20 protein-coding genes, 2 tRNA genes and 1 pseudogene are annotated in these 25,256 nt (G+C 71.3%); 13 read left to right on the top strand and 10 right to left on the bottom strand.

The genetic code is table 11. The features are described from left to right. Window positions 1-34 precede the first annotated feature (34 nt). From ACWD3C_RS34620 to ACWD3C_RS34605, 4 genes are all read right to left on the bottom strand, one after another. Complete coding sequence (locus tag ACWD3C_RS34620) at window positions 35-538, bottom strand: LamG-like jellyroll fold domain-containing protein (RefSeq protein WP_451150185.1); 504 nt, start codon at window positions 536-538, stop codon at window positions 35-37. 101 nt (window positions 539-639) lie between these two features. Next, window positions 640-918, bottom strand: a complete 279-nt coding sequence (locus ACWD3C_RS34615; RefSeq protein ID WP_451150179.1) for a LamG-like jellyroll fold domain-containing protein — start codon at window positions 916-918, stop codon at window positions 640-642. 4 nt (window positions 919-922) lie between these two features. Next, on the bottom strand, window positions 923-1,195 hold the full coding sequence (locus ACWD3C_RS34610; protein ID WP_451150177.1) for a LamG-like jellyroll fold domain-containing protein: 273 nt from the start codon (window positions 1,193-1,195) through the stop codon (window positions 923-925). Beyond that, a complete protein-coding gene (locus ACWD3C_RS34605; RefSeq protein ID WP_451150175.1) occupies window positions 1,192-1,935 on the bottom strand; it encodes a hypothetical protein in 744 nt (247 codons plus the stop codon). Before ACWD3C_RS34605 ends, ACWD3C_RS34610 begins: the two co-directional genes overlap by 4 nt. Before the next feature lie 19 nt (window positions 1,936-1,954). Here ACWD3C_RS34605 and ACWD3C_RS34600 point away from each other — a divergent pair, with 19 nt between their 5' ends. Next, window positions 1,955-2,182 (top strand): hypothetical protein, encoded by a 228-nt coding sequence (locus tag ACWD3C_RS34600; RefSeq protein ID WP_451150173.1) that lies wholly within the window; start codon window positions 1,955-1,957, stop codon window positions 2,180-2,182. Window positions 2,183-2,618: 436 nt separating this feature from the next. Here ACWD3C_RS34600 and ACWD3C_RS34595 read toward each other — a convergent pair whose 3' ends face one another. The 4 genes from ACWD3C_RS34595 to ACWD3C_RS34580 form a co-directional block, all read right to left on the bottom strand. Next, the gene (locus ACWD3C_RS34595) at window positions 2,619-4,778 is read right to left on the bottom strand and encodes a DEAD/DEAH box helicase (RefSeq protein ID WP_451150171.1); all 2,160 of its coding nucleotides are present in this window, start codon (window positions 4,776-4,778) and stop codon (window positions 2,619-2,621) included. Window positions 4,779-5,102: 324 nt separating this feature from the next. Then, window positions 5,103-5,176, bottom strand: a tRNA-Phe gene (locus ACWD3C_RS34590). Window positions 5,177-5,200: 24 nt separating this feature from the next. Next, window positions 5,201-5,275: transfer RNA gene (locus tag ACWD3C_RS34585), tRNA-Asp, on the bottom strand. 249 nt (window positions 5,276-5,524) lie between these two features. Beyond that, window positions 5,525-6,202 (bottom strand): pentapeptide repeat-containing protein, encoded by a 678-nt coding sequence (locus tag ACWD3C_RS34580; protein ID WP_451150169.1) that lies wholly within the window; start codon window positions 6,200-6,202, stop codon window positions 5,525-5,527. Between the two features lie 535 nt (window positions 6,203-6,737). Between ACWD3C_RS34580 and ACWD3C_RS34575 the strand changes: the two genes are divergently transcribed. The 4 genes from ACWD3C_RS34575 (at window position 6,738) to ACWD3C_RS34560 (ending at window position 12,576) form a co-directional block, all read left to right on the top strand. Further along, entirely contained in the window at window positions 6,738-9,317 is a 2,580-nt protein-coding gene (locus ACWD3C_RS34575) for a SpoIIE family protein phosphatase (RefSeq protein ID WP_451150167.1), read from the top strand. Between the two features lie 3 nt (window positions 9,318-9,320). Further along, the gene (locus ACWD3C_RS34570) at window positions 9,321-10,412 is read left to right on the top strand and encodes a sugar ABC transporter substrate-binding protein (RefSeq protein ID WP_451150165.1); all 1,092 of its coding nucleotides are present in this window, start codon (window positions 9,321-9,323) and stop codon (window positions 10,410-10,412) included. A 47-nt stretch (window positions 10,413-10,459) separates the two neighbouring features. Beyond that, window positions 10,460-11,245, top strand: a complete 786-nt coding sequence (locus ACWD3C_RS34565; RefSeq protein ID WP_451150163.1) for an ATP-binding cassette domain-containing protein — start codon at window positions 10,460-10,462, stop codon at window positions 11,243-11,245. Between the two features lie 125 nt (window positions 11,246-11,370). Beyond that, entirely contained in the window at window positions 11,371-12,576 is a 1,206-nt protein-coding gene (locus tag ACWD3C_RS34560) for a sugar ABC transporter permease (RefSeq protein ID WP_451150183.1), read from the top strand. 83 nt (window positions 12,577-12,659) lie between these two features. On the opposite strand, the gene ACWD3C_RS34555 is transcribed toward ACWD3C_RS34560, so the two are convergent. Further along, complete coding sequence (locus ACWD3C_RS34555) at window positions 12,660-13,328, bottom strand: superoxide dismutase family protein (protein ID WP_451150161.1); 669 nt, start codon at window positions 13,326-13,328, stop codon at window positions 12,660-12,662. Here ACWD3C_RS34555 and ACWD3C_RS34550 point away from each other — a divergent pair. Then, on the top strand, window positions 13,327-13,545 hold the full coding sequence (locus ACWD3C_RS34550; RefSeq protein WP_451150159.1) for a hypothetical protein: 219 nt from the start codon (window positions 13,327-13,329) through the stop codon (window positions 13,543-13,545). The genes ACWD3C_RS34555 and ACWD3C_RS34550 overlap by 2 nt on opposite strands. Window positions 13,546-13,658: 113 nt before the next feature. Here the strand turns inward: ACWD3C_RS34550 and ACWD3C_RS34545 are convergent. Continuing rightward, window positions 13,659-13,973, bottom strand: a pseudogene (locus ACWD3C_RS34545) (pentapeptide repeat-containing protein); the annotation flags it as partial. Between the two features lie 46 nt (window positions 13,974-14,019). Between ACWD3C_RS34545 and ACWD3C_RS34540 the strand changes: the two are divergent. The 7 genes from ACWD3C_RS34540 to ACWD3C_RS34510 all read left to right on the top strand — a co-directional run bounded on the left by ACWD3C_RS34540 (window position 14,020) and on the right by ACWD3C_RS34510 (window position 25,208). Next, window positions 14,020-14,589 (top strand): hypothetical protein, encoded by a 570-nt coding sequence (locus ACWD3C_RS34540; RefSeq protein WP_451150157.1) that lies wholly within the window; start codon window positions 14,020-14,022, stop codon window positions 14,587-14,589. Between the two features lie 453 nt (window positions 14,590-15,042). Continuing rightward, entirely contained in the window at window positions 15,043-16,389 is a 1,347-nt protein-coding gene (locus ACWD3C_RS34535) for a DUF6777 domain-containing protein (protein ID WP_451150155.1), read from the top strand. Window positions 16,390-17,173: 784 nt separating this feature from the next. Continuing rightward, window positions 17,174-18,142, top strand: coding sequence for a cyclase family protein (locus tag ACWD3C_RS34530; RefSeq protein ID WP_451150153.1), 969 nt, complete (start codon window positions 17,174-17,176; stop codon window positions 18,140-18,142). Between the two features lie 163 nt (window positions 18,143-18,305). Beyond that, entirely contained in the window at window positions 18,306-21,242 is a 2,937-nt protein-coding gene (locus tag ACWD3C_RS34525) for a SpoIIE family protein phosphatase (RefSeq protein WP_451150151.1), read from the top strand. Between the two features lie 11 nt (window positions 21,243-21,253). Next, complete coding sequence (locus ACWD3C_RS34520) at window positions 21,254-22,816, top strand: sugar ABC transporter ATP-binding protein (RefSeq protein ID WP_451150149.1); 1,563 nt, start codon at window positions 21,254-21,256, stop codon at window positions 22,814-22,816. Then, window positions 22,813-24,063: an ABC transporter permease gene (locus tag ACWD3C_RS34515; protein ID WP_451150147.1), complete on the top strand. Its 1,251-nt coding sequence runs from the start codon at window positions 22,813-22,815 to the stop codon at window positions 24,061-24,063. The genes ACWD3C_RS34520 and ACWD3C_RS34515 overlap by 4 nt, the downstream gene beginning before the upstream one ends. After that, window positions 24,060-25,208 (top strand): substrate-binding domain-containing protein, encoded by a 1,149-nt coding sequence (locus ACWD3C_RS34510; protein WP_451150145.1) that lies wholly within the window; start codon window positions 24,060-24,062, stop codon window positions 25,206-25,208. Before ACWD3C_RS34515 ends, ACWD3C_RS34510 begins: the two co-directional genes overlap by 4 nt. Window positions 25,209-25,256: the final 48 nt, after the last annotated feature.

The raw sequence follows: 25,256 nt of genomic DNA, 5'->3' as shown, positions 1-25,256 counted from the left end.
GTCGCGGAAGCGTGAACACTTCGGGCCGAAGTGTTCACGCTTCCGAGTCGGGCACCGCCACACATGGTCCACTCGTCGGTCCGCCCACGCCACAGGCCGGACTTCGCCAACAGCGTCCGTCGGCGGTCAGGGCGCGGCCGATCCGGAGGCCTCCGGTGGCGTTCCAGGCGTGGTGGTAGGGCGCCCGTGCCGAGAGTTGGCCGTCGACGTACAGCTTGATCTCATCCGCCGCGTCGTCGTACACGAGGGCGAGGTGGTGGACCCAGCCGGGCCACGCCGCCGCGTTCTCCGCGGTGAGCGTGGTGGTCTCCGCCCCGGGCGCGTCCGCGTGGGTGAGGATCGCCTGCCAGCGTTGCAGCTCGGCGGAATAGCGCACGGTGGCGAGGGAGTTGTGCTCGCCCGCCAGGGACAGGACGGTCATCGTACGGTCCTGTGCCTCCTCGTCGAGCCGGACGTGCGCGGCGAGGGAGAAGCTGTCCCCGCTGTCGACGACCGCGGCGCCGGTGGCCGCGAAGTCGCCGTCCCCGTCGAGCGCCAGATGGCCGGTCCCGTTGATCGGGGAGTCGCCGGGCAGGCAGCCAGGGTCGAGCGGATCGCAGGAGGTGTCCTGCTGATGGATCTTCGCGTCGCCGCCGAGGCTCAGCGCGCTGCCGCGTCGCGCTCGGGACGGCTGCCGTCGGCCGCCGCGTCGAGCTCCCAGTACCCCTTGCTCAGGGTGGACCGCTTCGCCGCCGCGGCGATCTCGTCGGCGACGACGACCCGGCCCCAGAGTCGTACGGCGGCCAGCACCCCGTGCCAGTTCCCGCCCCCGGTGTCCTCGCGGCCGATCTGCAGTTCGCCCGACTCGGCGGGCACCGTGACACCGGCAACGGTCTCGGCGAGCCGGCCGTCGACGTACAGACTCGCGGTCTTCGCCACCGGGTCACCGCACCGGCCAGATGTGTCCACTTCCCGGCCTCTTCCCGGCCTCCGGGGTGCCGCCCTCGGCCTGCGTCTCGCCGAGCCCGAACGACCAGCGTCCGTCCGCGCCCGAACCGAGCCGGAATCCGCCCTGGCACACCACTGTCCGGCCCGCGTCGAGCGCGTCGGGCCGGACCCAGGCGCTCACCGCGAAGGCCGCGCCGGTGTCCACGGCCGGCGCACCGGTCGTCAGATAGGCGTCGCCCGAGCCGTCGAGCTCGACCGCAGCCGTCACCGTGGTCCGCGGGGGTCCCTGCGTGCCGAAGGCGACGCCGCCTCCCGCCGTCGCGGACCGGCCCCCGCCTCGGCCGCGGCCTCACCCGAGCCGGCCGGGTCGGCCGGCGTCCAGGCGGCAACGGGCGTACGACCGCTCGCCACGCGGAACGAGTACGTCGTCGGCCCGCTCACGTTGCCCGCCCGGTCGACCGCCCGCACGCTCAGCGTCGCCCGCCCGGACCTCTTCGGCATCCACCGCAGCTCGACCGGCCCGCCGCGCTTGTCCGGGGCAGCCGTCAGCGGCGCCTCGCCTGTGAACTCGTAGACGTACGACACCGTGTCGTCCGACGCCGAGTCGACGGTGAAGGTGCCGTGCACGCCGACGCCGTCGTGCCACTGCTCGTTGTCGTCGGGGTACTCGGCGGACGTGACCGACGGCCTGGCCGGTGCCCCGGTGTCGTACACGAACTCGCAGGCGCCGCTGCCACCGTCGGAGCTCCAGGGCCCCGGGCCCGTCCCGTCGTGCGCCCGCACCCGCCGGCTCACCTCGGTGAACGCCGGCACATCGCTCGGCGCGCCCACGCTGAACGCCGACCCGCTGGACTTGGCCGTGGTCGTCAGGGTCCGCACCTGCTGGTCCCCGGCACCGTCCGTCCAGGACACCTCGAACTCCGCGCTGACGCTGCCGCCGTCCGGGTCGCGGAGCACCGCGGCCAGCGTCGGCAGGGAACGGACGTACGGCCGCTCGGCTCCCCTCACGCATGCCTTGCTCCCCGTCGTGAGCTCCGACGGCTCCGGCTGCGACGGCGGCTGGTTCCGCGCCGCCCGGTCCTGCGCCGCCGCGGCCGTCCACGGCACGGCGACGACGGCCGACGACGCGAGCACGGAACTCGACGACGCGTCGCCCCTCCGCGTCGGTCGACGATGCGAACGCCGTATCGGACTGGGCGAGCCCGTACGACCCCTGCCGCTCGTCCCACTCGGGGAACTCGGTGAGGTCCCGTGACTGTCCCGTCGCGTAGTCGGTCCACTGCGCGTGGGTGGCGCCCTCCGGCTGTGAGACCAGACCGGTGTCTCCGTAACCCCGCACGCCGGCATGGCGCGGTGCGGTCCTGTCCGCGGCGAGCAGGACGAGCTCGTCCCCTGCGCCGACGGCCACGGCCGTCCCTATCGGTGCGACTCCGAGCGAACTCGCGGCGACCGCGAGAGCGACGGCCGCCGCCGCGCCCCCACGCCCGACCACACGACGACCTCGGAACACGCGCCCCCCCATGGAACCCCCGGCCCTCGACCCACGATATCCGTGGATGAAATGTGCATGCCCTAAATGGGCGAAGGCAGCGTATCAACGTGTCCTGGTGGGGCCGCCGGGGCTGTCGGGGGCAACGGGAAGGGCCCGTACGGCGGAAGCCGTACGGGCCCTAGATGTTCTGCAGACGTCGTCAGCCGTTGCGCTTCCAACGCGGCTTGTCCTCGCGGCGGTTGAAGGAGCTGCCGGCGCCGGTGCCGCGGTGGTCGTCGCGGCGGCCGGAGGGGCGGTCGTGGCTGCCGGAGCGGTAGCCGCTCGACGGGCGGTCGCCCTGGCGGTCGCGGTTGAACGGGCGGTCGCTGCCACGGTGGCCGCCGCGGTCGTCACGACGGTCGAAGGAACGGCCGCCACGGTCGAACCCGCGGTCACGGTCACGGTTGAAGCCGCCCCGGTCGTCACGGCGCTCGAAGGAGCGCCCGCCGCGGTCGTCACGACGGTCGTTGTCCCGACGGAAACCACCACGGTCACCGTCACGCCGCTCGTCCCGACGGAAACCACCACGGTCGTCACGGCGCTCGAAGGAACGGCCGCCACGATCGTCACGACGGTCGAAGGAGCGCCCGCCGCGGTCGTCACGACGCTCGTTGTCCCGACGGAAACCACCACGGTCACCGTCACGCCGCTCGTCCCGACGGAAACCACCACGGTCATCGCGGCGCTCGAAGGAACGCCCGCCACGGTCGTCACGACGGTCGTTGTCCCGACGGAAACCACCACGGTCACCGTCACGCCGCTCACGGCGCTCGTACGAGGAAGAGGAGGACGAGGTGGACGAGGAAGACGCCTCCGGGCGCTCCTCGCGCTCGGCACGCTCGACCCGCTCGGCGGCGCCCTGGGCGACCGCCTGCTCCGGTACGGACACCTCTGCGGCAGCCGACGCGGCCTCGACCGCCGCCGCCGGGTCCTCGCCCCGCTCGCGCGCGACACGGGCCACGAGGCGGTCGGCCTCCTCGCGCAGTTCGGTCGCGCGGCGCGTGGCCCGCTCCAACTGCTTGGTGAGGTGGGCGACTTCGCGCTCGGCCTGCTGGGCGGCGTTACCGGCGGACTCGGCCTGGACCTCGGTCATGGACCGGGCGCCGGTGATGTCGGCGACCTCGGGCTCGAAGGCGGCGCCGCCCTGGATGATGTGACGCGAGGCGTCGACGCCCGCGTCCTCCATCAGGCGGAAGATCTGGCGCCGCTGGTGCGGGAGGGAGAGGGAGACCACGGTCCCGGTACGGCCCGCACGAGCCGTACGGCCGGCCCGGTGCAGGTAGTCCTTGTGGTCGCCGGCGGGGTCGACGTTCAGGACGAGGTCGATGCCGTCCACGTGGATGCCGCGTGCGGCGACATCCGTCGCGACGAGCACGTTCACGTACCCGTCCTTGAAGTCGGCCAGCGTCCGGGTCCGCGCGCCCTGGGTCATGCCGCCGTGCAGGGCGTCGGACTTCACACCGGCGTCGCGGAGCTGCTCGGCGACGCGGTCGGCGCCCAGCTGCGTACGGACGAAGATGATGGTGCGGCCCTTGCGGGAGGCGATGGCGGCGGTGACCGGCGCCTTGTCCTTGGGCTTCACGATCAGGATGTGGTGCGACATGGTCGTCACGGCACCCTGAGCGGCGTCGACCTCGTGCAGGGCCGGGTTGTCGAGGTACCGCTTGACGAGGGTGGCGATCTCGTTCTCCATGGTCGCGGAGAAGAGCATTCGCTGACCGCCGGCCGGCACCTGGTCGAGCAGTTCGGTGACCTCGGGCAGGAAGCCCAGGTCGGACATCTGGTCGGCCTCGTCGAGGACGGCGATCTGCACGTTCTCGAGGGAGCAGGCACCGCGGTTGATGATGTCGCGGAGGCGGCCCGGGGTGGCGACGAGGATGTCGACGCCGCGCTCCAGGGCGTAGATCTGGTTGCCCATCGACGTACCGCCGCAGACGACCTTCATCTTCAGGCCGAGGACGTCGCCGTACGGCTGGAGCGCGTCGGCGACCTGCATGGCGAGCTCACGGGTCGGCGTGAGGATGACGGCCCGCGGCTTCTTCTTCTCGGTGTAGCCGCCGGCCAGCGTGGCCAGGGCCGGCAGGCCGAAGGAGAGGGTCTTGCCGGAGCCGGTGCGGCCACGGCCGAGGATGTCCCTGCCCGCCAGCGCGTCCGGGATGGTCGCGGCCTGGATCGGGAACGGGACGGTCACCCCGTTCTGCGCGAGCTTGCGGACGACGGCCTCGGGCAGCCCCAGGTCCGCGAAGGTGACCTCGGGGGCGGTGGACTCGTCGGCGTCGTTCTCGGGCAGGACGACGTAATCAGTACTGACAGCAGACATGCGAAATGCGAACCTTCCGGAGTTCTCGGCACGCGCCCAAACTCCGTGAAGTCGCAATCGACCGCCTCTATGCGATCCGGCCACGGCAAGGGAGAGTACGCGCCACACGCGGCGCGTCTTTTTGGCGCCGGGCAAATGGGATCAAACGATCTACCACCATACGCACCCCCCACCCCCCGTGGCAAACCGTGCCCATGAGACGCTGATCACGCCGGAAAAAGGCGAGGAACAGCGGGGAACGGCAGGCAACGACAGAGAGCGGCGAAGGTGCACGCGGTGGTAACGACGAAGGTCCCGTCCGATCGAACGGGACCTTCGAGGTTGTGGCTGGGGCCGGGGTCGAACCGGCGACCTTCCGCTTTTCAGGCGGACGCTCGTACCAACTGAGCTACCCAGCCACGAGGTTTCACGTGAAACCTCAGCGGTCCTGACGGGATTTGAACCCGCGGCCTCCACCTTGACAGGGTGGCGAGCACTCCAAACTGCTCCACAGGACCAAGCTGTTGTGCGCGAACAAGTCTCTCACACCATTTGGCGTGCCCCCAACGGAATTGCTTTCGACTCCGGGAGATGGTCCCGGTGGGTGTCGGAGGTGCTCATCAGCTGGGGTGACGTCGCTGGAGCAGCGTATCAGAGGATGCGTGGTGCCCTGAAAACAAGCAGTCGTCGTCACCGCCGGTGCCCCGGGGCGGCGCCGGTGGGGCGCAGGGCGACCACGGCGACGCAGAGAGCGGCGATGCCGAAGCTCACATGGACGGCCCGGGCGTCGGCGCGAGGCTCAGGACGCCGGCGTGAGGTGTCCGGCGCAGGAACGCGTGCCGACGGATTCGGACCCGTCCGGGCACACGACGTTCTCCCGGCTCGTCCCCCGGCAGACCGGCCCCTTCCGTCCTCACACCGCGCAGAGTGGTACCGGACAGCGTGGCCCCCGACAGATCCGCGCCACGCAGGTCCGCGTCGGCGAAGTCGACGCGGGTCAAGGACCCGGAACTCGGATTCGCGCCTCCGAGCCGAGCCCCCTCGAAGCTGACGTCGGCGAAAAGGCTCTTGTCGAGTGCGGCCCCGCCGAGATCCGCGCCGCGCAGGTCGACTTCCGCGAGGGCGGCGAAGGTGAGCACGGCGCAGCGAAGGTCCGCGTGACGAAGGTCGACACTCTCCAGCAGCACATCGGGCAGCCGCGCTCGGAAGAGGTTGCCCCGGCTCAGGTTCGCTTCGGAGACCGAGCCGGTGAGCGTCGAGCCGTCGAAGTTGATGCAGCGGAACCTCTTCTGCCACAGCTCGGACCCCGCAACGGTGTGACCGGAGAGGTCTGTGCCCGCCCCGTCAGGACAACTCCGGCCCTGCTCGTCCTCCCTGCAGCCGACGACGAGGACCACGGACAGAGCGATCACGGTCACGCACAGCCGCGGACGAGACACACGCATGTTCACCAGCCATCCCTGGCGCATCAACGCCAGTGCGCGCGAGCACGAGCAGATGAGCGCGAGCAGACGACAAACGACGTGATCAATGACTCAGCCCGGAGACGCGGTCGCCCGGTGTACACGCGGACCAGCACGCGGACGCGCCTTCGGGCGGCGCACACTCGTCGCCTGCACCCGGTGCCGATCGCCGACTCCCAGGCAGCGCCCTCCTGCCAAGCCGTCCGGCCACCGGGCATGGCTGAGCCCAGGGCGGTCGAGGTCGCTGGTGCCGATGGCGCGTTGGCGGGAGCCGGCGAACCGAGTTGCCAGTGCGGGCACCGCGGTCACAGTAGCCCGGTGGCGGGGCCGGTGCTGGTGGCGGAGCCGGCTCTGCGGCGCTCGCCGGTCATCACGGCCGGTGCCACACTGAACGCATGGGAATTTTGTGGCTTTAGGGCATATGTTCACATTCCTACGTCCGGCGCCCCGCGTCATGGCTGTCTGCAGGGCCTCTGTCTGCCGGTACGCGTGGCATGGTGAGGAGGTCTCGTGAACCATGCGCCATGAGGGAGGCGTCGGCCCCGGGCTGCCGCGGCCGAGGGCGGACCTCGCCGGCGCAGATGACGCCAGTCCACCGCCCCCGGCGCCGCGGCCAGGCGTGAGGGAGCAGGTCCTGGTGTTCGCCGGGGCGGTGCTCACCGCCCTCTATGCAACGGCCGACAACGACGACAAACTGCGGCTGGTCGATCTCGTGACGGTCGGCGCAGGTGCCACGGACCGGTATGGACCGTTCGGACTACCGGAGAGCTGTGCTCTGTCCGGCCGTACCCCCCTTGCCGATGCCCTCCGTGCCGGGCGACCGCTGTGGTGGGACTCCGGCGAACTCGCCGCCTCCCCCACGAGCGTCCCGGGAGCGATCCCGGCCGACGCCCCACTGGGCGCACTGCCCCTCGCGGTCGACGGCAAACGGCTGGGCTGTCTGGTCGTCGTCGGCGACGCGGACGGCTTCACCACCGAACAGCGCGGCCTGCTGGAGCTGTACGCCGACGAGGTGGCCGCCTGGCTCCAGGAGGGCGGCACACCGGACGGCGCGGAACGAACCGCGGTCGTCGGACCGGCGGTCGTCGGCCCGGTCGAGTCGGGATCGGCCCTGATGGCGGCTCTGGGCCGGCTCGGCGCCGGCTCGTTCACGCTCACGCCCGGCACGGGCCGTATCGATGCGGACGCCCGGATGCTCGAATTGTTCGGCATCGCTCCGGACGACTTCGACGGCGAGGTGGAGACGCTCCTGGCGCGTGCGGTCCCCGACGACGTGCCGGCCCTCATGTCCGTCGTGGATGCGCGTCAGGCGACCCCCACCGGCCGGCAGCTGGAGTTCCGCGTCCGCCGGCCCCCCGACGAGTTGTGCTGGCTGCGCCTGAGCTGCCGCGTATCGGCCGGCGGCGACCGGGAGCCGGGGCGGACGCCGAAGCAGGTACTGGGCATGGTCACCGACTCCTCGGCCCTGCGGCCCGGGGTCGACGAGGTCTCCCGCGTACGGCGGATGGCCGCCGCGCTCGCGGACGCGACGAGTGTCCGGGAGGTCAGCCGGGCGGCGGTCGACGCCCTGCGCGGGCCGCTCGGAGCCCAGCGGCTGGCGCTCGCGCAGTTCGAGGCGGAGCGGCTGGTGGTCACCGTCCTGGATCCGCCGCAGCCCACCGTCTGGCCCGAGGCCTGGCATTCCGAATGGTCTTCCGGGTGGACCGACGCACCGCTGGACGCCCTGCCCACACTCCGGGCCGCGCTGCGCGGGTGTCGTACAAGTGTGTGGCCCGCGGGTACCGCCCTCGAAGCAGACCTGGCAGCGATCGGTCCCGGCGGGCTGGCCGTGGTGCCGCTCCTGGCGCGCGGCCGGGTTGTCGGCGCCTGCCTCGTCGGCTGGGACACACCGCACAAGTTCAGTCCCGAGGAACGGTCCCTGCTGACCGCGATGTCGGGGCTGGTCGGACAGGCCCTGACGCGCGCGCAGGCGTACGACGCCGAGCAGGAACTGGCCACCATGCTCCAGCGCAGCCTGCTGCCCCGCAGCCTTCCGGCGCTGCCCGGAGGCGTCGCCGTCGCCCGCTATCTGCCCGCGCAGCGGGGACTGCAGGTCGGCGGCGACTGGTACGACGTCATCGCGCTCTCCCGGAACCATGTGGCACTGGTCATCGGGGACGTACAGGGGCACAGCGCAGCCGCTGCGACGATCATGGGGCAGATACGTACGGCGATCAGGGCCTACGCCGTGGAGGGCCACCCGCCCGACGTGGTCGTCTCGCACGCCAACCGCCTGCTCGTCGACATGGAGACCGACCTCTTCGCCACCTGCTGCTATGCCGATCTGGACTTGGAGGAGGGACACGCCTGGTGCGTCCGGGCGGGCCATCCGCCGCCGTTGCTGCGCCACCCGGACGGCGGCACCGAGGAGGTGACGGTCGAGGGCGGGCCCCCGATGGGTGTCCTGGCGGAGGCGGACTTCCCCATGACCGCCGTCGTACTCACGCCGGGCGCGACGCTCGTCCTGACGACGGACGGTCTGATCGAGTCCAAGAGTCTGGACATGGACGAGGGCCTGCGGCGCATGCGCACGGTGCTCTCCGCGACCGACGCCGCCAACGCCGACCACGTGGCCGACGAACTGCTCGGCGACCGTGGCCAGTACGAGGACGACGTGGCGCTGCTCCTCCTGCGCTACGACGGCCTGAAGGTCCGGCCCATACGTTCCGGCTGGTCGGTGTGGCGACTGCCCGACGCGGTCCTGCACGCGCGCCGTTTCACCGCGCGCACGCTGCGCTCCTGGAACGCGACGGAAGCGGCCGACGTGGTTCTGCTGGTCGTCTCCGAACTGGTCACCAACGCCCTGGTGCACACGGACGGCGCAGTGCACCTGGACCTCACGCTCACCGGAGACCGGTTGCGGGTCGCCGTGCGCGACGCGTCGCCGCGCACCCCCGCCAAGCCGGTGATCGTGGACTGGGAGGCGACCGGTGGCCGGGGCCTCTTCCTCGTGGAGGCCATGTCGGCGTCCTGGGGAACCGTGCCGGTGAGCGGAGGCAAGCAGGTGTGGAGCGAGATCGCCGTGTCCACGGGAGGACCGACAGGAGAGGTGTCCTAAGCCATGAGGAACCACGTGAGGGAGACGGTCGTCGCCGTGGCCGCGGTGTCGGCGGCCGTCGCTCTCGCGGCCTGTGGGCAGGCCGGCGGGAACGGCGCCGACGGGGGGAGCGGCCCGAAGATCGGCCTGCTGATGCCGGACGCCACCACGGCTCGCTGGGAGACGCGCGACAGGCGCCTGCTGGAGGAGCGCATCAAGGAGCTGTGCCGCGACTGCACGGTGGAGCACGCCAATGCCCGGGGCCAGGTGGCTGCCCAGCAGCAACAGCTGGAGTCCATGATCACCAAGGGGTTCGATGCGATCGTCCTCGCGGCTGTCGACGCAAGGTCGATCAGCGCCGCCGTCAAGAAGGCGGACGCGGCGAACATCCCGGTCATCGCCTACGACCGTCTCGCGGAGGGCCCGATAGCGGGTTTCGCGTCCTTCGACGGTGAGGAGGTCGGCAGGCTCCAGGCCCGGGCGCTCCTGCGGGCCATGGGTGACGGGGCGGACAGCAGTCAGATCGTCATGATGAACGGCGACCAGACCGATCCCAACGCGGTCGCGTTCAAGAAGGGTGCGCTGTCCGTGCTCGAGGGCAGGGTGAAGATCAGCAAGACGTACGACACGCACACGTGGCGAGTGGAGATCGCGCACAAGAACATGTCCGGGGCCATCTCCGCCCTCGGTGCCGGCAACATCGACGGCGTCTACGCCGCCAACGACGGCCTCGCCGCCGGCAGTATCTCCGCCCTCAAGGCCAACAAGATCAAGTCGCTTCCCCCGGTCACCGGTCAGGACGCCGACCTCGGGGCTGTGCGACGCATCGTCAGCGGCGACCAGTACATGACCGTCTACAAGCCCTTCTCGGCCGAGGCCACCGCCGGCGCCGAGATGGCCGTGGCCGCGGCCCGCGGTGAAAGCCTGGAGCGCCTGGCCACGGACACGGTGCGCAACCGCACGGAGACGGCGATTCCGGCCGTGCTGCTCACCCCGGTGCCCGTGACCGTCGACACCATCGAGGACACCCTCGTGAAGGACGGTGTGTACACGGTCGACCAGATCTGTACCTCGCAGTTCAGAGCGGCCTGCGACAAGGCCGGACTCACCGGATAACCGGATGGACCGACCGGCCCTCACCGGTCCGGGGCCCCGGGAAGGAGATGGTTTCCGTGCCGACTCCACCCCTGCTGGCGTTGCACGGCGTGTCCAAGCGCTTCGGCGCCGTCCAGGTCCTCGCGGACATCGATCTGGAACTCCACGCCGGCCAGGTCGTCGCCCTTCTGGGGGACAACGGGGCCGGCAAGTCCACTCTGGTGAAGGTGATCGCGGGCGTCGCACCGGCGGACACGGGTGTCATCGAGTGGGAGGGCAGGACGGTCCAGATCAGGCGTCCCCACGACGCCCAGGATCTCGGCATCGCCACCGTCTACCAGGACCTCGCGCTGTGCGGGAACCTCGACGTCGTCGGCAACCTGTTCCTCGGGCGGGAGGTCCGCAGGTTCGGGTTCCTCGACGAGGTGGAGATGGAACGCCGTACCCGGGAGCTGCTGGAGCTTCTGTGGACCGGCCTCCCCGGGCTGCGCAGCCCCGTCGTCTCCCTCTCCACCGGCCAGCGGCAGATGGTTGCCATCGCCCGCTCGCTCCTCGGCGAACCGCAGGTCCTCCTCCTGGACGAACCCACCGCATCCCTGGGCGTCGAGCAGACCAGACGGGTCCTGGATCTCGTCGACCGGCTGCGCGACCGCGGTCTGGGGGTCCTGCTCATCAGCCACAACATGGGCGACGTCAAGGCTCTCGCGGACCGGGCCGCGGTGCTGCGGCTCGGCCGCAACAACGGCTTCTTCGACGTGAACACCACGTCTCAGGAACAGATCATCTCCTGCATCACCGGCGCCACGGAAAGCACGGTGCCCCGCCACGTGACGCACCTGGAGGCAGAGTGGTGAAGGACACCCGCAAGACGACGGAGCACACGCGTGCCGGCCCCGCTGCCGAGCCGCGTCAGCCACGTCGCGGGCAGGAACCCGGCCATGTCCTGAAGGGCCTGAAGGGCCTGAAGGGCCTGAAGGGCCTGAAGGGCCTGAAGGGCCTGAAGGGCCTGAAGGGCTGGGCCACTGTGTTCCGGCGCAGGCTGAGCAGTGGCGAACTGGGCTTCTTCCCGGTCGTCCTCTTCCTCGTGGCAATCTGGATCGTCTTCCAGATCCTCGACGAGAACTTCCTCTCACCGCGGAACCTGTCCAATCTGAGTGTGGACATCGTGGGTACGGGCCTGATCGCGGTCGGCATCGTCTTCGTACTGCTGATCGGCGAGATCGACCTGTCGGTCGGCTCGATCAGCGGTCTGGCGGCTGCTCTCTTCGCCGTGCTGAACGTGCACAACGGCGTGCCGGAATGGCTCGCCCTCATCACCGCCGTGCTCGCCGGTACCGCGGTGGGGGCCATCCAGGGGTTCTCCTTCGCGAAGACCGGTGTGCCCGCGTTCGTCGTCACCCTGGCGGGGCTGCTGGCCTGGAACGGCCTCATGCTCTACATCCTCGGCACCAGCGGCACCATCAACCTCGACGACAACGGCCTCGTCGCCAAGCTGACCAGCTACTACTTCACCAACGAAATCGCCGCCTACGGGGTGGCGGCACTCAGTGTCGGCCTGGTCTTCCTCACGTCCTGCCGGGACAGGCGACGCCGCCGGGCCGTCGGCATGCCGTGCCGGCCGCTCCGGGAGATCGGGGTGCGCACGGGAGTCCTCACGGTGATCGCGTTCACCGCCGCCTATGTGCTCAACCAGTTCCAGGGCCTGCCGCTCGCCCTCCTGATCTTCCTCGTCGTGGTCGTCGGCCTGGACGTCTTCCTGCGCCGCACGCACTACGGACGGCAGGTCTACGCACTCGGCGGCGGTATCGAGGCTGCCCGCCGCGCCGGCCTCGGAGTGGTGTGGGTACGGACCTCGGTGCTCGCGGTCTCGGGCACGATGGCCGCGGTCGGCGGTCTGTTCCTGGCCTCGCGGATCACCTCGGTGAGCCAGGACTCGGGCTCGGGCGTCCTGTTGCTGAACGCCATCGCGGCGGCGGTCATCGGCGGCACCAGCCTGTTCGGGGGACGCGGCAGGACATGGTCCGCGGTGTTCGGCGTGCTGGTCATCCAGTCGGTCGCCTCGGGCATGGCACTCACCGGCACACCCATGGCCATCCAGTTCATGATCACCGGCGGGGTGCTGTTCGCTGCCGTGGTCATCGACGCGCTGTCGCACCGCTCCCAGGAGGCACACGGCCGCGCCTGACCGCGCTGCGGCACCGAAAGATGCCCGAAGGGTCACCGGCAACGCCTCGGGCGGGCCCAGGGCGGTGCGGCCGCGTGACGCACTTACCCAAACGGTACGTTCACGCAGGCAACCCGATCGCCCGCCGTTCCGGCGCGACCGTCCCGCGTCTCGGTGTCCGACTCGTGGATCACCACGGATTGGGCCTCTCCCGCACGGAACTGCCAGTCGACCTTGGCCGTGGCCTTCCCGGTGCCGTTCTCGTCGGTGGTGAAGTCCAGCCATACCTCGTTCTTCGTATTGGCGAACTTCGAGTCGACCGAGGGCTCCTCCGGGTCCTGCCTGTGCTGGTAGTGCGGACCCGAGGAGGTGGGCCGCACGCCGCACGGATCGGTGTGGACGTGGACGCCGTAGGTGTGGTCCGCGACGAGTTCCTTCACCCGCAGGTGGACGCGGGTGACTTCGTTGTCGTGCGCCATCATCTTGTCGTGCGCCATCCCCTTGACCCAGACCTCGCTCCCCTCCGGCACCAGGTCCGTGTCGTAGGTCACCGCCTCCGCCTCGGGCGCCGCGCTCGCCGGCTCGAACTCCGCCTTGACGACGACCATCATCATTGACGACGGTTTCGACGGCGTAGGTGTCGGCGACGGGAGCTGAGCGCCTGGCGCGGTGGTTCCTGTTGCGGAGGCCGCGCCGAGGACGGTGGCAAGCACGGCGGCACCGGCGCCGGCCATGAGGCGTTTACGGTGGGTGACGATTGCGTGCCTGGCCATGGGAACTTCTCCAAAGGGGTTTACGGACGCGACGGCGGGCGGCGCGTCGAAGGCCACGGTCGTCCCTTTCGTCTCCTTGTTCACGCTTCTGCTCCCCGGTACCCGCATCGGCGAGTTGTATCCCGAGATCACCATCGGCGGAACACGCCGTCGTCCGCCCGAGGCCTCGGGCATCTTGAGCCGGGCTCGGGTCGGCCGGTTCAAGACCCCGGCGTGAGGTGTCCGGCGCAGGAACGCGTGCCGACGGATTCGGACCCGTCCGGGCACACGACGTTCTCCCGGCTCGTCCCCCGGCAGACCGGCCCCTTCCGTCCTCACACCGCGCAGAGTGGTACCGGACAGCGTGGCCCCCGACAGATCCGCGCCACGCAGGTCCGCGTCGGCGAAGTCGACGCGGGTCAAGGACCCGGAACTCGGATTCGCGCCTCCGAGCCGAGCCCCCTCGAAGCTGACGTCGGCGAGAAGGCTCTTGTCGAGTGCGGCCCCGCCAGGCGGGAGCCGTCCCGATCGGTATCCGGCGACTCGCCCCGGAGGGCTGCCTTCCCCGGTGGCATACCGCGGACAGTGACAGTCCGCCCGGCGGCGACACTCTGCGCGAACGGGTGATTCTGGTGGTTCTTGTGTTGTTCGGTGGAATGGAGAGATTGCCGTTTACGAACAAAAAGGATGAACAGGAAAACAAGGAGGAAATATGTCGATACAAGGGAGTTCGCTCGTGCGCGGCGGCGCGGCGCTGGCCGCCGCCGCGGCGACCGTCGCCATGCTGACCACCCCCATCGCGACCGCCGAAGCCGAGGGCGGGCGGACGGCGGGTGGGCAGGAGGCTGAGACCAGGCAGATCGCGTCCTCGGTCCTGGACGCGGACGAGAACGTCAAGTTCACCCTGACCGCGATCCGGTCCACCACCGACCCGCTGGCAGCCTCCGTCCGCCTGAAGGCCTTTGCCCGGAAGGACGGCCGGTTCGTGCTGACGGATTCGGTGCGGGTCGGCGGCGTGGACGGCTGGTTCTGGTTCCCGGTCACCGGAGGGGGCGCGATCTGCGAGTTCTCCACGGCCAGCACCGACCCCGCACCCGTCGCCGTGAGCCTGCTGATCACCCCGTCGATCGGCTGCTCGCCCACCGAGCGCTTCGAGCTGCGGGGCGGTCGGTTCACGACCAAGGGCGACAGCGCGCAGATCCCGCGCGACGGAGTGAGCGCCGGCGGCGGAGGCATGGCCGGACGGACCGTCGGCTGGGGAGCACCAGTCGACGCGGCGTAGGACGTACGGCGTAGGACTGTGCGGTGAGTGGCTCTGCAGCGCTCCCGCGGCACCGGCGCGTGTCCTCGTGCGTGACGCGGGGGCACGCGCCGGTCCGGGTCGCGCGGACGGATGCAGACAGATGCAGACAGATCCAGTTGGTGATCATCGGCGGTGCGTTCACTCGAACGGTACGTTCACGCAGGCAACCCGTTCGCCCTCTGTTCCGGCGCGGCCGTCCTGTGTGGCCGTGACCGACTCGTGGATCACCACGGAGCGGGCCTCTCCCGCACGGAACCGCCTGTCGACCTTTGCCTGTTGGGGGGAACCCGTCCGCCGCCGGACTTTTGGGGTGACCGACCGGCGTCGACGTGGTCGCGCTGTAGTCGTATGGGTGCTCTCCGTTTGCGGACACCCCTTCGGTGGAGCCGACAATCAGGGTGGAAGTCACCGAATATCCCAGGAGGCGGTCTGGTGGCGCGCACATATATGGCTCACTCGGTGCACAAGGCCGCCGCCGTCGTGGCCTTCGCGGTCCTGCTCTCCGCTGCGGCCTGTGGTGGTGGGGACGACCCCCAGGAGCAGTCGGCGGCGGACGGCTCGACGGAACTGGTGCTGATGTCCGTCGCGGACCCGGGACCGGACCCCTTCACCGACTCGACGGCGGCTGCTCCCGTCCGGCTGCCCTCCCCGGCCAACTCTCCGACCCCCAGAGAGCGCCCCCCTGCCAAGCCGTCCGGCCACCGGTCCGCCAAGGGCTCGGCCGAGGGGCTCTACGGCGGGTCGAGAGGAGCCGACAGCTGCGATGTGGAGAAACAGATCCGGTTCCTCAAAGGGGACAAGGAGGCGGAGCGGGCCTTCGCCGGGGCGATCGGCATGGGAGTGCCTCTCCTCCCGGACTACCTGCGCTCCCTGACCTCGGTGGTGCTGCGCAAAGACACCCGGATGACCGGTTACGGCTTCGTGGACGGCCGGGCCAAGAGCTTTCCCGCGGTCCTGCAGTCCGGCACCGCGGTTCTGATCGATGACCAGGGAGTACCCCGGGTGCGCTGCGCCTGCGGCAACCCCCTGACAGCGGCGACGCCACTGAAGGGTGCCGCACGCCATACGGGCCGCGCGTGGCAGGGCTACGTCCCGGAGCGCGCCGTCGTCGTCGCCCCGGCGTCCCGTCCCATGACGAAGATCCTCGTCGTCGACGAGGCCAAGGACACCTGGATCGAGCGTCCGGTCAACAAGAAGAGCGGCAGGAACAGCAAGGACAAGGTCGTTCCGGCTCCGCCGACCGGGCTTCAGGCCCAGGTCAACGGATCCACCACGGTGGAACTGACCTGGAAGGCGGCCAAGGGCGACGTCGAGGTCGCCGGATACCGAATCTTCCAGGCGGGCAAGGCCAAACCGGTCCAGGAACTCACCCCGGACAGCCGGGGAGCACGCATCTCCAACCTTGAGCCCGGAACCGAGTACGGCTTCACGGTCAGGGCGGTCGATGAAGCGGGCAACACCTCCGCCGCCTCGAACCGGGTCGACGTGCTCACGAACTACGCAGAGACCGGCCAGCCCGACCAACCGGACCAGCAGCAGACGCCTCCCGATCAGCCCGACCAGCCCGATGTGCCGGACCAGCCCGATCAGCCCGACGTGCCGGACCAGCCGGACCAACCCGATGAGCCGGACCAGCCCGATGTGCCGGACCAGCCCGATGTGCCGGACCAGCCCGATCAGCCCGACGTGCCGGACCAACCCGACGTGCCGGACCAGCCGGACCAACCTGATCAGCCCGACCAACCCGATCAGCCGGACCAGAACCAGCAGCAGCAGTAGCAGTAGCAGCGTCCCGAGCAGCCGCAGAGCAGCCAGTAGCCCCCGCACCCGGGGCGGCCCGGCCCGGCCCGGCAGAGACCTCAGCAGCAGGACGGCATGCCGCGTCACGGCCGTTCCGTCGGTTTCGTTCGCACCGTGCCGGGAGGGCAACCCAGGTGCCATGACCTACCGCAATCCGCACTTCGGCACCCGGCTGATGAGGGAAGGCATCCGGCCGCCGACCGGGCCCTGAAACGGCTCTACGCGCGGTTCGGGGAGCGGGTCGCGTTCCTCACGGTCTACGTGCGCGAGGCCCATCCCGGTGAGCGCCACCCGCAGCCGGACCAGCTCGAACCAAGATCGCCCACGCCCACGCGCTGAAGGAGCACGACGCGCTGCCCTGGCCCGTCGCCGTCGACGACATAGACGGGACTTGGCACCGTCTGCTCGACCCGAAGCCGAACGCCGCCTACCTGATGGACGCCGACGGCCGGGTCGCGTTCCGGGAGCTGTAGTCCGACGACCGCGAGGCCGTCCTGCGCGCGGCCCTGACCGACGTAGCGTGCAGCGCGGCACCGGATAAGTTGTACGCGCCCTGGGTGCCGGCAAGTTCAGGGCATGGACCGGCGACCGCGCCCACCTGGCGTCTGCGTGATGCGGGGTCCACCTCATGGTGGGCGGTCGCCGGTCACGCACATCGCACGGGATGCAGGAGCGCCCTCGCTCGCCCACACTGGGGAGGCAACCCTCCGGCGCGACGTCCGTCCGCCGGAGCCGCTTGCGGAACTCGGAGCGGTGAGTACAGATGAGCGGCGGCCCCGTCCACGTTCCGGCTCCCCCGTCGGCCGGTACCGGCAACGAGCCGGCCGTCTCCCGTCAGGAGTTCGACGCACTCTTCGAGGCGGTCCGCACGTGGGGTCGCTGGGCCCCGGCCGACCGTGGTGCCTGGAACCGTGTGAGCCCGGACCATGTGCGGCGGGCCACGGCTTTGGTGCGGTCCGGGACGGTCGTCCCGATGGCGCTGCCGTGGAACACCCGGCCCGGCCCCGACAACCCCAGGCCCGCCCTGCACCACATGACCGACCTCGGCGACGTGGAGGCCCCCGAACCGTCCACCCACAAGGACTTCCTCGCCGTCGACTACCACGGCAAGGGCGTCACCCATCTCGACGCGCTCTGCCACATCGCCTACCGGGGGCAGCTCTACGACGGCCGGACCGCACGCGAGGCCGTCGACGCCGCGGGCGCCCGCTTCGGCGCGGTGTCGGCGCTCGGGCCCCTCGTCACCAGGGGCGTACTCCTCGACCTCCCCACCGTCCGGGGAATCAGCTGGCTGGAGCCGGGGCAAGCAGTTCACGCGACGGACGTCATCGCGGCGGAGAAGGCGCTCCATGTGACGATCGGCGAGGGCGACGCGGTGCTGCTGCGCTCCGGACACGTCCGGCGTCGCCGGGAACTGGGTGCCTGGGACCCCGGCACGGCGAGCGCGGGCTTCCACGTGGACGCCGTACCGCTGCTGGCCGAGCGCGGCATCGCCCTGCTCGGCGGTGACGGCGACAGTGATGTCCGGCCCTCGCCCGTCGACGGCGTGCACTCGCCGGTCCACGCACTCGCCGTGGCCGCGATGGGGGTGCCGCTGCTGGACAACCTCGATCTGGAAGCACTCTCCGCCGCCACCGCCGAGGCGGGATGTCATGAGTTCCTGCTGGTCGTGGCGCCGCTGAACGTTCCGGGCGGGACGGGCTCCCCGGTCAACCCGGTCGCGATCCTTTGACCCCGGCCCCGCCCGGTCACCTGACGCCGCCCCGCCCGGTCACCGGTGTGACGAACCTAACGAATCCTGGAGCACGCCCTTATTGCCCGTATCATCGTCAATGTCCAGTTATGACGATGCCTATGGCGATGAGGGACTAGTTATCGGGATGGCGGGGAAAAGCATGGTTCGGTTCGCCGAGGGGCCGATTCGGGCGGGACGTCCAGTGGGCGGCACCGGGCCCACACGGTCCCGTGAGCGGTTCCTGCAGGGGGAGCCGATCGAGGGAGGCGTGCGAACCCCGATCCTGGATTCATGGCAGCGCTGCCGGTCCCTGGGTCTCTCACCCGACCAGGCCGAGCTTCCCTTCCGGGAGGATTTCGATCCGGACGGCCGACTGGTCCGCGCGGCGACTCCGGTGCTCGACCGGCTGCAGTCGAGGTTTGCGGGTAGCCAGATGAACATCTGCGTCGCCGATGCGGACGGGACGGTTCTGCTGCGCCGCTTCGGAGAGGAGTCCCTGGCCAGACGACTCCCGGCGTTCCAGGTCGTCCCGGGATTCGTGTTCACCGAGCAGGTCGCCGGCACCAACGGCATCGGTCTCGCACTCGCGGAACGGCAACTCATCCAGGTCTACGGCGCCGAGCACTTCGCCCAGCGCTCCCAGTCGAGCGCCTGCCGCGCGCTTCCCGTCCGCGATCCGCTCAGCGGGCGCATCGAGGGTGTCCTGTGCTTCGGCTATCCGCGCGGCACCGAGGACCCGGCGCTGGCCACCGTGATACGCAAGGCGGCCGAAGCCATCGAACGCCGGCTGCTGGAGCAGAGTTCCGCGCGAGAGCGCGCTCTGCTGCGGGCGTATCTGGATACCGGCACCGATGCCGCCGCCGGCCCGGACCGCACCATCGGGGTGGACCGCACCATCGGCCCGGACCGCACCATCGGGGTGGATGAACTGGCCCGGGGGCTGCACCACCGTGACGGGGCGCTCCTCAAGGAGAGGGCCGCCGAGCTGATCTCCTCCGCGCAGCGGGCGCCCGTCGACGTGTCCCTGTCCGACGGCCGGCGGGTCACGCTCGTGAGCCGTCCGATGACCAGCGCCTGCGGGGTGGAGGGCATCGCCATCGAGGCCATCCTCCCCGGCCCCGCACCGCGCGCCGTCCCGCGCCCGGCGCACGAGCCGATCGGCTCCCGCACCGAGCGTGCGGACCGCACCGACCGCGCCGAGCGCGCCGCTCTCCCCGTCACCCCGCCGTCCGGGGGCGTTCCCGACATTCCGCCGCCCGGGCAGCATCTCTCCGCGAGCCCACCGTCCGGGCACTCTTCCGGCACCGCATCCGGCGACGGCCGCACGGCCCCCGGCGACGGCCCGACGGGCGCCCCCGCAGGCTCCCCGACCCTGGCCAGAGGGCTGGTGCTGGTGGGTGAGCCGGAAGTGGGGAAGTACGCCCTGGCCGCACGACGCCGTCTGGAGCTGCTGTCCGAGGCCGGCACCCGCATAGGCACCACCCTGGACGTACGCCGGACCGCCCAGGAACTCGCCGAGACGGCCGTCCCGCACCTGGCCGACTTCGTCACGATCGACCTGCCCGAGGCGGTACTGCGCGGCGAGGAGGCCGCCGACCCCCGCAGTGACCTGCTCCGTACGGTGGTCCACGGCATCCACGACGACTGTCCCTTCACTCCGGTCGGCAAGCGGGGCGACTTCCGCCCGACCACGCCCCAGATGCGTTGCCTGACCAGCGGGAAGGCCGTGCTGGAACCGGACCTGAAGGCTGCCGCGGGCTGGTTCGACCAGGACCCCGAGCACACCGAGGGGCTGCTCTCGCAGGTCCACTCCCTCATCGCGGTCCCCCTGGTCGCCCGCGGCGTCGTCCTGGGCATCGCGAGCTTCTACCGCTCGCAGGACGCTGCCCCCTTCGGGGACGACGACCGTTCGATGGCCCAGGAGCTCGCCACCCGCGCCGCCCTGTCCATGGACAACGCCCGCCGCTACACGCACGAACACACCATGGTCCTGGCCCTGCAGCGCAGCCTGCTGCCGCGCGGCGTGCCCGATCAGGACGCCGTCGACGTCGCTCATCGCTATCTGCCCGCCGAATCCGGTGTGGGCGGAGACTGGTACGACGTCATCCCCCTCTCCGGCACCCGTGTCGGCCTTTTCGTCGGCGATGTCGTCGGCCACGGGATGCACTCCGCCGCCACCATGGGCCGGCTCCGCACCGCCGCACGCAGCTTCGCCGAACTCGACTTCGCCCCGGACGAGGTCCTCACCCACCTCGACAACGCCGTGATGCGCCTGGACCGGGAGGAGGGCAGGGACGACCCCGCCGCCGACGGGGCCGGCATCATCGGCGCGACCTGCCTGTACGCCGTCTACGACCCGGCCTCCCAGCAGTGCACCATGGCCCGCGCCGGCCACCCCCCGCCCGCGCTGGTCCGCCCCGACGGCACCGTGTCGTTCCCCGACCTGCCCGCCGGGCCCCCGCTGGGCCTGGGCGGTCTGCCCTTCGAAACCGCCGAGATCCACATCCCCGACTCCAGCCAGCTGGTCCTCTACACCGACGGACTCATCGAGGACCGGCACCGCGACATCGACGTGGCCCTCGACCGTCTGCGCGGAGCCCTGGCGGCCCACCCGGACCGCGCCCCCGAGGACACCTGCGACGCGGTCCTGGACACCGTGGCGCCCGCCCACCCCTGCGACGACATAGCGGTGCTCGTCGCCCGCACCCATGCCCTGGCACCCCAGCGCATCGCCACCTGGGACGTGCCCGCCGACCCGGCCCACGTCAGCGAGGTCCGTGCCGCCGCCACCCGGCAGCTGGCCGAGTGGGGACTGGACGAGGCCGCGTTCGCCGCGGAACTGATGCTCAGCGAGCTGGTCACCAACGCCATCCGCCACGGTGCCGGACCCATCAAGGTACGGCTGCTCCGCGACCGCACCCTGATCTGCGAGGTCTTCGACGGCAGCAACACGGCCCCGCACCTGCGCCGGGCGGCCACCACCGACGAGGGCGGCCGTGGCCTGTTCCTGGTCGCGCAGCTGGCCCAGACCTGGGGCACGCGCTACACCCCGGAGGGCAAGGTCATCTGGGCCGAATGCACCCTCGACGCCGCCTGAGGGGAGAGTCCGTGCACGACACTCCCGAGCCCCGTGCGACAGCGCCCCCGCCCTTCGGAGCGGAACCTCTGGTCCGCATCCGCGGACTCGGCAAGCGGTTCGGCGGGACTCTCGCGCTGTCCGGGGTCGATCTCGACGTCCACGCCGGCCGTGTCCTCGCCCTCCTCGGCCCCAACGGCGCCGGAAAGTCGACGCTCATCAAGGTGCTCGCCGGCGTCCACCATGCCGACGCGGGAGAGATCACGGTGGCCGGGCATCCGCTCGGGAGCCATGCCGCCTCCCGCGGCATGTCCTTCATCCACCAGGACCTCGGTCTCGTGGAGTGGATGACGGTCGCCGAGAACATCGCCCTGGGCACCGGGTATCCGCGCCGCGCCGGACTGATCTCCTGGCGGCGGACCCGGCGGCGCTGCACCGAGGTCCTGCGGATCGTCGCCGGACATCTCGACCCCGACGCGCGCATCGCCGACCTCGCCCTCGCCGAGCGGTCGCTGGTCGCCATCGCGCGGGCCCTGGCGACACGGGCGAAGCTCACCGTCCTCGACGAGCCGACCGCCAGCCTCCCCGCCGCGGACTGCGCCCGGCTCTTCGACGTACTGCACACCCTGCGCGACCGGGGCCACGGCATCCTCTACGTCAGCCACCGCCTGGACGAGGTGTACGAGGTCGCCGACACCTTCGCCGTCCTGCGCGACGGCCGCCTCGTCAGCCACGGCCCGCTGGCGGACCACAGCCCCGCCCGCCTGGTGCACGACATCACCGGCGAGGAACCGACCGGCTACCGCCCCGCCACCGTCCCCGCCACCGGACCGGCCGCCCTGACCCTCGACGGCGTACGGACCCCCGGGACCGGACCGGTCAGCCTGGAAGTCCAGGCCGGAGAGGTCCTCGGCCTGGTCGGCCTCACGGGCGCCGGGCACATGAGCCTGGGCCGGGCCCTCGCCGGCGCCCGGCCCCTCCTCGACGGGCGGGCACTTCTCGGCGGCCGGCCGTACCGTCCCCGTACGGTCGCCGACGCCGTCGGCCTCGGCGTCGGCTTCGTGACCGGCAACAGACAGCAGGAGGGCTGCGCCGCCGAGCTGACCGTACGGGAGAACCTCCTGGCCAACCCCCGCGCGGGAGGCCTGCCGGCGCTGCGCTGGATCAGCCCCCGCCGCGAACGCGCCGAGGCCGCCGCCCTGATGGAACGGTTCTCGGTGCGCCCGCGCGACAGCGAGGCGCCCATCGCCACCCTGTCCGGCGGCAACCAGCAGAAGGTCATGATCGGCCGGTGGCTCCGGGTGGGCCTGCGCCTGCTGATCCTGGAGGAGCCGACCGCGAGCGTGGACATCGGCGCCAAGGCCGCTGTCTACCGCCTGCTCGACGAGGCGCTGGCCGCCGGCCTCGCGGTGCTGCTCATCTCCACCGACTTCGAGGAGGTGGCGGGCGTGTGCCGGCGCGCCCTGGTCTTCGTCCGCGGGACCGTGACGGCCGAGCTGAGCGGCGCGGCCCTCACGGTCGCCGGGCTCACCCGGGCAGCCTCGGCCACGTCCCCTTCCGGCATGCCCCCGTCCGGAACCGCGACGAACCGATGACCGCGTCCCGCTCCCCCTCCTCCTCGCCCCGGTCCCGGCCGCCACGCCGACCGGGCCCGCTGGGCCGACTCGGCGGGCCGGGCACGCCGGGAGGACTGCGGGAGCGGGGCGGGCACGTCATCGGCAGCTACGGCCTCCTGGCCCTGGCCGCCCTGCTCTTCCTGATCTTCTCCCTCACCCTGCCGCGTACGTTCCCCACCCTGGACAACGTCGACTCGATCCTGTTCCAGCAGTCGATCCCGGCCCTCCTCGCGCTCGGCGCCATGGTCCCCATCGTGACCGGCAAATTCGACCTCTCCATCGGCTACGGTCTCGGCCTGGCGCACGTCATGGTGATGCAGCTCGTCGTCGCCCAAGGCTGGCCCTGGCCGCTCGCCTGCCTCACGGTGATCGTCGGTGGGGCGGTCGTGGGCGTCCTCAACGGTGTCGTCGTCGAGTTCGGCCAGATCAACTCGTTCATCGCCACGCTCGGGACCGGCAGCATGCTGTTCGCCGTCACCGGCTGGATCACCGACGGCGGCCGGATCGTCCCGGGCCCGCAGGGCCTGCCGGCCGCCCTCACCGACCTCCACGACTCCACGTTCCTCGGCCTTCCGGTCCCCGCGTTCTACGTGCTCGCCCTCGCGGCCGCCCTCTGGCTGCTGCTTGAGCGGCTGCCGCTCGGCCGGTACCTGTACGTCGTCGGCTCCAACCCCCGCGCCGCGGACCTCGTCGGCATCCCCACCCGCAGGTACTCCGTCTACGCCTTCGCCGCATCGGGGCTGATCGTCGGCTTCGCGGGTGTGCTGCTCGCGGCCCAGCAGCGGATCGGCAACCCGAGCATCGGCCTCGACTATCTGCTGCCCGCCTTCGTCGCCGCGCTCCTCGGCTCCACCGCGATCAAACCCGGCCGCCCCAACGCCCTGGGTACCGTCGTCGCCGTCACCGTCCTCGCCGTCGGCCTCGCGGGCATCGGCCAGCTGGGCGCCGACTTCTGGGCGACCCCGCTGTTCAACGGTGCCACGCTGCTCCTCGCCGTGGGCCTGGCCGGCTACTCCGCCCGCCGCCGGCTGCGTTCCGGCGCCGCCGCGGCCGGTACTGCGTCTTCCCGGGGGACGACCCCCGGACCCCCAGCAGAAAAGCAGGTCGGCCGGGATGACCGGCGCGGACATCGCGAGGCAAACCCGGGTAACGCGCCCGCCACGCCGCCGCCGGGCTCGTCGTCCGCTCCCACGCGGGACGGGGGCACACCGGGGGCCGGTCCATGACCACCCGCACCGTCCTCAAGGCGCGGCTCGCTGCCACCGCCCTGGTGGCGGCGGCAGCCGTCCTGGCCGGCTGCGAACGCGGCTCGTCGAACGGCCCGGGGGAATCCGCCACGGGCCCGAGCGGCTGCCCCGCCGCCCACGCCAGGGCCGAGGCCGCCGTCAGACAGGCGGAGCGGACCGACGCCCCCTGGAACGGCCCCACCAGCGGCCCCAGGGCGGTGTCCGGCAGGACCATCGTCTACGTCGCCCAGACCATGATCAATCCTGGCGTCGCGGGCGCCGCGGAGGGCGTAAAGGAAGCCGCGAGGGTCATCGGCTGGAAGGTCCGGGTGATCGACGGCGGGGGCACCCCGGCCGGCATTCAGGCGGCACTCGGCCAGGCCGTGGCCCTGAGGCCCGCAGGCATCGTCATCGGCGGTTTCGACCCCAACGCGACCTCACGGCAGGTCGCACAGGCCAACGCGGCCGGTATCCCGCTCATCGGCTGGCACGCGGTCGCCTCCCCCGGACCCAGCCGGCAACCCCAGCTCTTCACCAACGTCACCACCAAGGTCGAGGACGTGGCCAAAATCAGCGCGGACTGGGTGATCTCGCGCTCCAACGGCAAGGCCGGGGTCGTGCTCTTCACCGACGCCTCGATCCCCTTCGCCCAGAACAAGTCGGAGCTGATCAGGAAGGAACTCGCCACCTGCTCGGGCGTGCAGCTGCTGGCGTACGAGAACATCCCCATCTCGGACGCGAGCAGCCGCACCCCCCGGGAGGTCGCCTCCCTCCTCTCCCGCTTCCAGAGCAGGTGGACCCACTCCGTCGCCATCAACGACCTGTACTTCGCCGACGCCGCCCCCGCCCTCCGCGCGGCCGGCAAAGACGGCTCCGGCCCGCCCTTCAACATCGGCGCCGGCGACGGCTCCCCTTCCGCCTTCCACCGCATCAACAGCGGGCAGTACCAGGCCGCCACCGTCCCCGAGCCGCTGTACCTCCAGGGCTGGCAGATCATCGACGAGTTCAACCGCGCCTTCTCCGGCCGGCCCGCCAGCGGATATGTCGCCCCCGTCCACATCACCACGGCCGCCAACAGCGGCGGGGTCACGGCCTGGGACCCGTCGGGCTATCGGGAGGCGTACCGGAAGATCTGGGGCAAGTGACAGAAGATCTGGGGCAGGTGACAGAGGCGTCGGGCACGGCTGGGCCGC

The organism is Streptomyces sp. NPDC002845 (assembly GCF_053591955.1).
Note: the sequence above shows the minus strand (reverse complement) of the source record. Positions and strands in the feature narration are given on the sequence as shown.